We start from the raw sequence: 9,375 nt of genomic DNA, 5'->3' as shown, positions 1-9,375 counted from the left end.
GGCATTTGACACGGCGCGCAAGCAATGTGTCGAATGCCCCCGGCCCCGGCATCCCAGCAAAGATCACCTGGCGCCGATGAAGCAAGGCGTACAGAACCACTCCGCAGGAGGACCCAGTGGCGAAGGCAAAGTTCGAGCGGACTAAGCCGCACGTCAACATCGGCACCATCGGTCACATCGACCACGGTAAGACGACCCTCACGGCCGCCATTACCAAGGTGCTGCACGACGCGTACCCGGACCTGAACGAGGCCTCGGCCTTCGACCAGATCGACAAGGCTCCCGAAGAGCGCCAGCGCGGTATCACCATCTCGATCGCGCACGTCGAGTACCAGACGGAGTCGCGTCACTACGCGCACGTCGACTGCCCGGGTCACGCCGACTACATCAAGAACATGATCACGGGTGCCGCGCAGATGGACGGCGCCATCCTCGTGGTCGCCGCCACCGACGGCCCGATGCCGCAGACCAAGGAGCACGTCCTCCTGGCCCGCCAGGTCGGCGTCCCCTACATCGTCGTCGCGCTGAACAAGGCCGACATGGTGGACGACGAGGAGATCCTGGAGCTCGTCGAGCTCGAGGTCCGTGAGCTCCTCTCCGAGTACGAGTTCCCGGGCGACGACCTTCCGGTCGTCAAGGTCTCGGCGCTCAAGGCTCTTGAGGGTGACAAGGAGTGGGGCCAGACCGTCCTCGACCTGATGAAGGCCGTCGACGAGTCCATCCCGCAGCCCGAGCGTGACGTCGAGAAGCCGTTCCTGATGCCGATCGAGGACGTCTTCACGATCACCGGTCGTGGCACCGTCGTCACCGGTCGTATCGAGCGTGGTGTCCTCAAGGTCAACGAGACCGTCGACATCGTCGGTATCAAGACCGAGAAGACCACCACCACGGTCACCGGCATCGAGATGTTCCGCAAGCTGCTCGACGAGGGCCAGGCCGGTGAGAACGTCGGTCTGCTCCTCCGTGGCATCAAGCGCGAGGACGTCGAGCGCGGCCAGGTCATCATCAAGCCGGGTTCGGTTACGCCGCACACCGACTTCCAGGCCCAGGCCTACATCCTGTCGAAGGACGAGGGTGGCCGTCACACCCCCTTCTTCAACAACTACCGCCCGCAGTTCTACTTCCGTACCACGGACGTGACGGGCGTTGTGACCCTTCCCGAGGGCACCGAGATGGTCATGCCGGGTGACAACACCCTCATGGACGTCGCGCTGATCCAGCCGGTCGCCATGGAAGAGGGCCTGAAGTTCGCCATCCGTGAGGGTGGCCGGACCGTGGGCGCCGGCCAGGTCACCAAGATCCTCAAGTAAGTACTTGAGAGTCTGACCTGGTAGCTCCGCACAAGAGCACCGGGAAGGGCCCCGTCCCGCCGCGCAAGCGGTGGGACGGGGCCCTTCTTTTTTCCTACGACGGGTGTGCGGGCCGCCGCACCATGAACACGTCGACGGCGTCCTCGCGCTCCGGGACGAACCCGTGCCGCTCGTACAGCCGCCGGGCCGGGCTGCCCTGGAGCACGTCGAGGCGGACCGGCACGCCTTCGGCGTCCGTACGGGCCAGCAGCTCGCCCAGCACGGCCGAGCCGATTCCTCGCCCCTGGACCTTCTCGTCGACGAAGAAGCTCTCCAGGCAGTGCCCGTCCTGGTGGGGGCGGAGGGTGACGCTGCCGGCGAAGCGGCCTTCGACGACGATCACCGAGGTGTGCTCGGGCACGTAGGACTCCCGCATCCGCCGGCGTACCCGGTCCTCGTCGAAGCGGCCGAGGCGGACCAGGTCCGGGCGCATCACGACGGCCCGGAGCTCGACTATGGCTTCGAGGTCCTCGGGGGTGGCGGGGCGCAGGGCCCATTGGTGGGTGGTGCGTACATGCATGGTGGGAGTCTGGCAGAGGGCGGGCGGGGGATGCGCGGCAGGCGGTGTCTGGAAATACCGCATAGCTGTCTAAAGTGGGCGCATGTGCCACTACTGCGGCTGTCGTGAGATCCCGCTGATCAAGGAGTTCATCGCGGAGCACGAGTCCGTCACCGACGCGGCGGGCGGCGCCCTGCGTGCCCTGGACTCCGGTGACCGGGGCCTTGCCGCGGAGCTGGTGGCCCGGATGGAGCGGGAGCTGCGGGCCCACTGGCAGGGGGAGGAGCAGGGGCTCTTCGCGGTGATGAGCGGCGACGCGGAGTACGCCGGGTACATCGACGCGCTGGTGGCGGAGCACCGCGAACTCGCCGCGTTCCTCGGCCGCGTCGATCTGGAGCGCGCCGAGGACGTCGTACGGCTGCGCGAGGCGGTCGACGAGTTGTACCGGCACATCGCCAAGGAGGAGGACGGCCTGTTCCCGGCCTCGCTCACCGCGCTGTCCGGGGACGAGTGGGACCTCTCGATGGCCGCCTGGCGGACGGCGCATCCGGACGCGCGCGGCGGCCTCTGACGGGATCAGCCGGCGTCCAGGACGGCGCGGGCCGCCGCACACAGGGCCTCGTCGTCGCGGACGGAACACCAGTCGTCGTGGCGTACGGGGCGTTCGTCGGCGTCGAGGAGGGCGAGCAGGTGCGGTACGACCTGCCGGGGGTCCGAGGGGAGCCGACACAGGCCCCGGAGGGTGGCCATCGCGTCGACGCGGTGGTCGTGCGCGATCCGTTCGCCCGCCGCCGGCTCTCCGGGCAGTGGGGCGAGGAGTACGTCGCGGTGCGCGGCGAAGGGGGCGAGCGCCTCGGCGAGGCCGAGGTCGCTGCGGTTCCAGCGACGGTCGACCGAACCCGTGGGGCGGTGGGTGAAATCGCCGCGGGTGCGGAGCAGCTCGAGGAGGTGCGGTACGCAGCGGTCGTCGCCCATCCGGCTCAGCGCCCACGCGGCGTGCTCCCGCGTGAGCTCGTCGGGTTCGCCGGCCGGGGTGAGACGCGTGGCGACGAGGTCGGCCCATGGTCGTGCGGCGGCTCCGCACATGGCGAGGACGCGCAGAGCGAAGACACGGTTCTCCGGACGTGCATCGCCTATGAGTTCGGCCACGGCCGGCAGGAGCGCGGGTACGGCGGAGCGCCATCGGGACATCAGGGTCGCGGCGATCCTGAGGCCACCCGCGCGCTCGTCGGTGCCGTCGTGGCGCAGCAGTGCGTGCGCGAGGGCGAGCCGTCCGGGCAGGTCGGCTCCGAGCCGCCGGTCGGCCTCGGCGATGACGTCGTCATGCGAGGAGAAGCACTCCGAGGGCGGACCGCCCGTCGCGGCCGGGGAGGCGAGCAGTGCGGCGGTGGTGACGGGGGCGTAGAGCGGATCGGCGTGCCCGGGCAGGGCGCGGCACAGGGCCTCCACGGCCTGGAGCCGGACGTCGTGGCTGATCTCCTCGTCCCACGCGATCCAGGCGTCGACGTCCTCGTTGATGTCGGGTTCCTCGCCCTTCCCCTCGACGGTCATGCGGTGCCGCAGCCACGCGAGGGCCTCGCCGTGTCGCCCGGTGGCGTGGCGGGCGAGCTCGCCGACGCCCAGCACGAGGCACCCGGCAGACCAGAGGTCCGGCTCGTCGTCGAAGCGTGCGCGGAAGTCGGCGATCAGGGGGTCAGCGTGGGCCGCGGACTGCGCGAGTGCACGGACTGCCCCGGCCCGGATGGCGTGGTCGCCGTCGTCGAGCAGCGGCAGCAGCTCCTCGGCGGCTCGCTCCCAGGCGGCCGGCCACTCCGCGTCCACGGTGGGCCGCCACCTGCCTTCGAGGATCCGGTCGACTTTCGCGGTCGGGGCGGTGTTGCCCGTGCCGGCGATGTCGGCGATCGTCTGCAGGATCTCGAAGCGCACCGTCACGTCCGGATCCCGCGCCGCCTCGATGAGGAACGGCAGTATCTCGGCGGCGGCCCCGCTCACCGAGCTGCCGTCGCCGATGGCCGCGAAGCGCAGATCCATACAGGTTCTGCCGGCCGTGACGCGGTCGGTCGCCCAGAGACCAGTCAGTACCTCGGGGCCGTACCGCTCGCCGGTGTAGAGATCGGCCACCTTCGACCAGTCGACCTGCGCGGCGAGCCGCGCCAGCCGCTGTGCTTGCGCGTCCTGTGCGGTCATGCCGACGCCCGCCGCCCCTCGTCAGGTTTTCGTCAGCTTTTCGGGTCGAGGCCCAGGAGCGGCAGGACGAGGTCGCGATTGCCTCTGCGCCCGTCCCACGCCTCGTACAGCAGAGCCTCCGGGCCGGTGATGCGCAGGCCGTCGCGCAGTCCGGTCACCGTCATCCCCGCCAGCTTCCGGTACGCGTCCGAAGACGACGGCCAGGGCAGCTCGGCCCACCAGTTGTGGCCGTAGACGGTGTCCTGGGGCGGCTTCCAGCCTGCCTCGACGATCAGCCGGGAACCCGCCTCTCCCGCACGCAGCGCCGGGTCGAGACCGTGATCACCGACCAGTTCGGCCTCCACCCCTTCGTCGCTCTGCAGGAACTGCGCGTACCGGCCCGTCCCTCCGCCCTCGCGGATGATCAGTACCGATCCGGCGCTCAGCGTGCTCAGCTGCTCGGCGAGCCTCTCCCCGAACCCGTCCCAGCCCGTCACAGCAGTCCTTCCTCGTCCATCCGCAGAAGTTCCTCGTCGAGGGACAGCCGCTTGTTGGTCACCAGTTCCAAGTACACCGAGTCTCCCGTGTGTTCGAGAACCAGGGTGGTATCGGGACCGGCCGCCCAGTGAATCGCCGCAGTGCTGCCCGGCCTGCGGTCCGTCGGCGCACCCAACGACGTGTGCAGTGCGGCGGCCATCCTTGCGAACGCGTCCTGGGACAGGGCCCATTCAGCCCCGTAGTCGGTCAGACGCAGCCGCACGCGTTCGACCATTCCCTCGTCCTGCGCCCGTCTGGTGCGGGACGAGCCACGCCCGGGCCGCCTGAACCCGGTGTCGAGGAGTTCCCAACGCGGCCGGATCATCAGCGCCTGACGCGTGAACTGTGCGGACCGTCTGGAGCTCGGCGTGGCCCCCAGCTCCCACGTACATTCCAACGACCGCAGCCGTGCCGCAAGTTCGACAACCTCGGTATCACTCAACGCACGCCATTGCGTCATACGCCCCCGGAGGCGCGGCACCACCCTCACGGGCCCGCCCCCGTCCTCCTCACCCTCGTGCGGCTGACATTTCGCCGATCATGGCACGCCGTTGTTCCCCCGTGACCGGCACGAGCCGAGCCTCACATGGGCTCGGTCAGGGGCTCCCGCCACTCCGGGCGCGGGTCGGCACCCAGACTCGTCCAGTACTCCCGGCCCCGTACGATCCGTCCCCGCTCGACGGTCCAGAACGAAGCCACCCGGAACACGCCGAACGCGTCGTGCGGTACCTCGACTTCGGAGACCACCTCGCTGCCGGCGGCCACGATCCGCAGCACCCGAATCGACCAGCCCTCCGGGTATTCGCGGTTCACCGCGACGAAGTTCTTGTTGCCGACGATGCGCTCGGCGCTGACCGGCCACTCCACCACGACGTCCTCTGCGACCAGATCGGCGACACCTGACCAGTCGCGCGCCTGGATCCGATCCCACAATTCCTCGACCACGCCCGAAGGGTTCATGAGAGCAACCCTCGCACGGGCCACTGACACTCACATGGACGTGGCCCACGGATATGCGGTTGCCCGCCTGCGCGGCTGAGGGATGCAATATCCGGCATGGTGACTGAAGTCCGCCCGCCGCGACGCGACGAGATGGCCGCGTACTACCGGACCTTGCCGTTCGCGAACGGCATGCCGAGTTGGGAGCCCGCGGACGCCGCGTGGCACGGCGGCCCCGAGCCCTGGCCTCCACAACGCGCGCCCGCCGGCGCCGATCAGCTGGAGGAAATGGCTGCGGCCGACAGTGCGGACGCGTCCTTCCACCCGATCGCGGCGTTCGCCGACGGCAGATGCGTCGGTGCGTCGGGGGCCATCTCCTTCGAGGTGACGGTGCCCGGCGGAGGGACGGTCAGGATGGCCGGCGTCACTTCCACCGGGGTGATCGCGACGCATCGTCGGCGCGGCTGCCTGCGGCAGATGATGCAGGCCATGTTCGAGGCGGCTCTGGAGCGGGGCGAGCCGTTGGCGATGCTCAGCGCGAGCGAGGGCAGCATCTACGGGCGGTTCGGCTTCTCGCCCGCGACCTACCGCACCCGCTGGGAGCTGGCGCGCCACGAAGCGGCCCTCCTTCCGGCAGCACCGGATCCCGGGTCGCTCGAGCTGGTCGCCGCTGCGGACGCGAGAGAGGCCTGGCCCCGGGTGCATGCGCACGTGCGTGCGCGGCGCGTCGGGGAACTCAGCCCGCTCCCCGGGCGGTGGGACGGGCTGTCCGACGAAGCGGATGGTACGAACGGACCGCTGCGCTACCTCGTCCACCGCGACCGGCACGGCGATGTGGACGGGATCGCTCACTTCCGGCTGCCGTGGTCCCCGACCGCGGACCGGGCGGGAACGCTCGTGGTGGAGGCCCTGGAGGCGATGAACCCGGCGGCCTACCGCGCGCTGTGGGGACTGCTCATCGACTTCGACCTCACCAAGACCGTCGTGGCGCCCGCCCGTCCGCGCGACGAACCCCTGCGATGGATGCTGACGAACCCGCGGGCGATGCGCGTCACCCGCCAGACGGACAACCTCTGGGCGCGCCTTCTCGACGTCCCACGCGCCCTGACGCAACGCGCGTACCTCACACCCGCCACGCTGCGATTCACCATCGACGACGACCGGATGTGTCCGGGGAACAACGGGACCTGGAAGCTCCGAGCAGACGATGCCGCGGTGACGTGCGTGCCGACCGACGAGCCGGCGGACCTGACCCTCGCGCTCTCGGCGCTCAGCGCGCTCTACTTCGGCGGCATGTCGGCGCACGACCTCGCGTACGCGGGCCACCTCACGCAGCACACCGACGGCGCGACCGGCCGGCTCGGCCGGATGTTCCGGGCCGACCCCGAACCGCACAACACGTTCGGCTTCTGATGGCCTGGCCGCTCAGTGACCCTGGGGGTCCTCGGGATCCTCGGCGAAGACTTCTTCGGCGGTGGTGGCGGTGGCGGCGCGTACGAGCCACTGGTGGAGGAGTTGAGTGTCGGTGCAGGCAGTGATCTTCTTGCGGGCCGCTTCGGTGAGCGCGATGCCGCGCACGTCCAGGACCAGCAGGAGGCTGTCGGCTTGGCCTTGGGCCCGGCCTTGGGCTCGGCCTTCGTCCCTGATTTCTTCGGACATGAAGGATGTGTAGAGATCCAAGGCCCCAGGCCCCTCGTCGTCGTGCCTCTGGGCGGTGGCTGTCGCTGTCCTGTGCGGGCAGCGACGCCTCCGGCTGGGCGGGGGCTATTGCCCGGTGAAGACTTCCTCGGCCGTGGTAGCAGTGGCAGCGCGCTGGAGCCACTGGTTCAGCAGGTGGGAGTCGGCGCAGCTCGTGATCTTCTGTCGGAGCTCGTCGGTGAGGGCGATACCGCGTGCTTCGAGGATCAACAGGAGACTCCCTGCCTGGCCCTTTGCCTGACCTTCGGCTTGGCCTTGGGCTTGGCCTTGGGCTCGGCCTTCGGCTCGGCCTTCGTCTCGGATTTCTTCGGACATGAAGGATGTGTAGAAAGACGTGTCCACGGCCACCAGGTTCCTCCATTGTTGTGCGGCCGGGCGGTTGCCCAGGCCCTGTGCGGTGAGTTCGACGATGGGGTCGGCGAGGGTTTCGGGTGTGTCGCGCAGTGCGGCGGAGAGCGTTTTCAGTATGGCATCGACGTCCGGATTGTCGGCGTGTGTGATGGCGGCGAGGGTGGCGAGTGCGAGGTCTTTGCGGGCTTCGGCGACGTTGGTGATGACGGGCATGTTGTGGGGTCCGGCGACGAGTGGGTTGAGGGTGAGGGTGGGCCATTGGGGGAGGCCGATGGTGATGGGCGTGGCGGCCCACTGGGCGGTGGTGTGGTCCTGGCAGACGACCAGGAGCAGGACGGGGAGGGCGCCGTATCGGTTGTGGAGGTAGCTGACGTAGTAGGGCCAGCTGGTGGTCTTGCGGGGGTCCTTCTTGCCTTGGGCTTCGACGGCGAGGAGGAAGGGGCCGTCGTCTTGCGTCTCGATGCGCAGGAGGGTGTCTACGCGGCGTTCGACGGGGCTGTTCTCGGTGAGGTCGTTCGGCAGGACGGTCGCGGAGGTGGGCGGCGGGATGTCGATGCCGAGTACTTCGGAGACGCGGGAGAAGAGGCCGGGGTACTCCTGGAAGATGCGGTGCATCGCTTCGTGGGGTGAGCTGACCATGCGTGCGGGTCCGTTCAGAGGGCGTAGGTGGCTGCGTGTGTGTTGCTTTGGCAGTCGCGGCAGTGGCCGGGGTGGGTGGCGCGGAAGGCGCGGTCGCAGGTGTCGCAGTTCTGGAGCGGGATGGTGAGGGGTTTGGGGCGGGGCGGTGGGGTGAGGTCTGCGGTGCCGGGGAGTGGGGGTGGCAGGAGGGCGGTGATGCGGCTGCGGACGAACTTCGCGGGGTGTTTGACGGGGATGGGGAGTTGGTCGGTGAGGGCGTGGCGGATGGTGTCGGGGTGAACGTCGCGTTCGAGCCAGGCGGCGATGCCGGGGACGAGGGCGGGGATGTCTTCTTCCTTGAGGGTGAGTTGGGGTGTGTGGCGGCGGAGGTCGGTGAGGACGGCTTCGGCGGTTCGGAGTAGTTCCGGGGTGGGTGTGTGGGGTTGGGGGAGTGGCGGGGGCTGCTTCCTGGGGGCTGTGGGGGCCGGTACGTAGACGGGTGCGGGGAGCGGCGGTGCGGAGGGTTCCGCGGCCGAGGGAGGGGGTGGTGCGGGTGCGGTGGGCGCCTGCCGTCGGGGTTCTCGTTGTTCTCGTTGTGGAGTGGGGGCGGTGGCTCCGGGCTTGTTGTAGGAGATGGTGCGGGTGGTGACGCGGCCGTTGGGGAGGCGTACGCGGCTGCGGTGGATGTAGCCCTCGGCTTCGAGTTCGTGGAGGGCGGCGGTGATGCGGGCTTCGCTTTCGGGGAAGCGGTCGGTGAGGACCTTGATGCCGACTTTGGCTCCGGCGGGCAGTGACTGGATGTGGACGGCGAGGCCGATCGCGATGAGGGAGAGCTTGTGGTGCTGGGCGAGGTGGTTGCCGATGATCACGAAGCCGGAGCTGTGGCGGGTGTTGACGTGGATGACGCCGGATGTCGGCGTGACGTCGGGAAGGGTGCCGGGGGAGCCGGGCTGGGCGCACGGGGGCGCGATAACCTGCGGGGTATCCATCGGGAAGCTACTTCTTCCTCGTGGTCAGGCCCCCGGTTGAGATTTGCTGTCTCGGCGGGGGCCGTCTCGTTCTGTGGTTGTCGCGGCGAGCATATGCCGACCAACCAGCCTCGAATCCAGCCCAGTTGTCATTGTTCACTCGCGCGGGTGATGCAGGTCAGGGCGGGGGTGGGGTTGGGTTTGGTTGGGTTATTTCCCCAAGTTCTTTAAAAGCCTTTAGACGTCGTGG

Annotated in this window: 11 protein-coding genes; 3 read left to right on the top strand and 8 right to left on the bottom strand. The window is 69.2% G+C overall.

Annotated features, from left to right (window positions below; genetic code table 11):
- Positions 1–116: 116 nt before the first annotated feature.
- Entirely contained in the window at positions 117–1,310 is a 1,194-nt protein-coding gene (gene tuf / locus OG959_RS14605) for an elongation factor Tu (RefSeq protein ID WP_148020219.1), read from the top strand.
- A 94-nt stretch (positions 1,311–1,404) separates the two neighbouring features.
- On the opposite strand, the gene OG959_RS14600 is transcribed toward tuf, so the two are convergent.
- Complete coding sequence (locus OG959_RS14600) at positions 1,405–1,869, bottom strand: GNAT family N-acetyltransferase (protein WP_326658588.1); 465 nt, start codon at positions 1,867–1,869, stop codon at positions 1,405–1,407.
- Between the two features lie 82 nt (positions 1,870–1,951).
- Here OG959_RS14600 and OG959_RS14595 point away from each other — a divergent pair, with 82 nt between their 5' ends.
- Complete coding sequence (locus OG959_RS14595) at positions 1,952–2,419, top strand: hemerythrin domain-containing protein (protein ID WP_326658587.1); 468 nt, start codon at positions 1,952–1,954, stop codon at positions 2,417–2,419.
- 5 nt (positions 2,420–2,424) lie between these two features.
- On the opposite strand, the gene OG959_RS14590 is transcribed toward OG959_RS14595, so the two are convergent.
- The 4 genes from OG959_RS14590 to OG959_RS14575 form a co-directional block, all read right to left on the bottom strand.
- Complete coding sequence (locus OG959_RS14590) at positions 2,425–4,035, bottom strand: HEAT repeat domain-containing protein (RefSeq protein WP_326658586.1); 1,611 nt, start codon at positions 4,033–4,035, stop codon at positions 2,425–2,427.
- Positions 4,036–4,067: 32 nt separating this feature from the next.
- Entirely contained in the window at positions 4,068–4,511 is a 444-nt protein-coding gene (locus OG959_RS14585) for a TY-Chap domain-containing protein (RefSeq protein ID WP_326658585.1), read from the bottom strand.
- Positions 4,508–5,011: a DUF6301 family protein gene (locus OG959_RS14580; protein WP_442805570.1), complete on the bottom strand. Its 504-nt coding sequence runs from the start codon at positions 5,009–5,011 to the stop codon at positions 4,508–4,510. Before OG959_RS14580 ends, OG959_RS14585 begins: the two co-directional genes overlap by 4 nt.
- A 122-nt stretch (positions 5,012–5,133) precedes the next feature.
- Positions 5,134–5,511, bottom strand: coding sequence for a nuclear transport factor 2 family protein (locus OG959_RS14575; RefSeq protein ID WP_326658583.1), 378 nt, complete (start codon positions 5,509–5,511; stop codon positions 5,134–5,136).
- 96 nt (positions 5,512–5,607) lie between these two features.
- Between OG959_RS14575 and OG959_RS14570 the strand changes: the two genes are divergently transcribed.
- On the top strand, positions 5,608–6,903 hold the full coding sequence (locus OG959_RS14570) for a GNAT family N-acetyltransferase (RefSeq protein ID WP_326658582.1): 1,296 nt from the start codon (positions 5,608–5,610) through the stop codon (positions 6,901–6,903).
- Positions 6,904–6,915: 12 nt separating this feature from the next.
- Here OG959_RS14570 and OG959_RS14565 read toward each other — a convergent pair whose 3' ends face one another.
- The 3 genes from OG959_RS14565 to OG959_RS14555 form a co-directional block, all read right to left on the bottom strand.
- Positions 6,916–7,149 (bottom strand): hypothetical protein, encoded by a 234-nt coding sequence (locus tag OG959_RS14565; RefSeq protein WP_326658581.1) that lies wholly within the window; start codon positions 7,147–7,149, stop codon positions 6,916–6,918.
- Positions 7,150–7,254: 105 nt separating this feature from the next.
- A complete protein-coding gene (locus OG959_RS14560) occupies positions 7,255–8,178 on the bottom strand; it encodes a hypothetical protein (RefSeq protein ID WP_326658580.1) in 924 nt (307 codons plus the stop codon).
- Between the two features lie 14 nt (positions 8,179–8,192).
- Complete coding sequence (locus OG959_RS14555) at positions 8,193–9,146, bottom strand: helix-turn-helix domain-containing protein (RefSeq protein WP_326658579.1); 954 nt, start codon at positions 9,144–9,146, stop codon at positions 8,193–8,195.
- Positions 9,147–9,375: the final 229 nt, after the last annotated feature.

The sequence above is a fragment of the Streptomyces sp. NBC_00385 genome, from assembly GCF_035917155.1.
Taxonomy (GTDB): Bacteria; Actinomycetota; Actinomycetes; order Streptomycetales; family Streptomycetaceae; genus Streptomyces; species Streptomyces poriferorum.
The sequence above is the reverse complement of the archived record's forward strand: the minus strand, read 5'-3'. Positions and strand labels throughout refer to the sequence as shown.

Bases quoted from the DNA above. Each gene is read 5' to 3' on its own strand.
- OG959_RS14600 (WP_326658588.1), bottom strand. From the start codon at position 1,869: ATGCATGTACGCACCACCCACCAATGGGCCCTGCGCCCCGCCACCCCC.
- OG959_RS14595 (WP_326658587.1), top strand. From the start codon at position 1,952: ATGTGCCACTACTGCGGCTGTCGTGAGATCCCGCTGATCAAGGAGTTC.
- OG959_RS14590 (WP_326658586.1), bottom strand. From the start codon at position 4,035: ATGACCGCACAGGACGCGCAAGCACAGCGGCTGGCGCGGCTCGCCGCG.
- OG959_RS14580 (WP_442805570.1), bottom strand. From the start codon at position 5,011: ATGACGCAATGGCGTGCGTTGAGTGATACCGAGGTTGTCGAACTTGCG.
- OG959_RS14575 (WP_326658583.1), bottom strand. From the start codon at position 5,511: ATGAACCCTTCGGGCGTGGTCGAGGAATTGTGGGATCGGATCCAGGCG.
- OG959_RS14570 (WP_326658582.1), top strand. From the start codon at position 5,608: ATGGTGACTGAAGTCCGCCCGCCGCGACGCGACGAGATGGCCGCGTAC.
- OG959_RS14565 (WP_326658581.1), bottom strand. From the start codon at position 7,149: ATGTCCGAAGAAATCAGGGACGAAGGCCGAGCCCAAGGCCGGGCCCAA.
- OG959_RS14560 (WP_326658580.1), bottom strand. From the start codon at position 8,178: ATGGTCAGCTCACCCCACGAAGCGATGCACCGCATCTTCCAGGAGTAC.
- OG959_RS14555 (WP_326658579.1), bottom strand. From the start codon at position 9,146: ATGGATACCCCGCAGGTTATCGCGCCCCCGTGCGCCCAGCCCGGCTCC.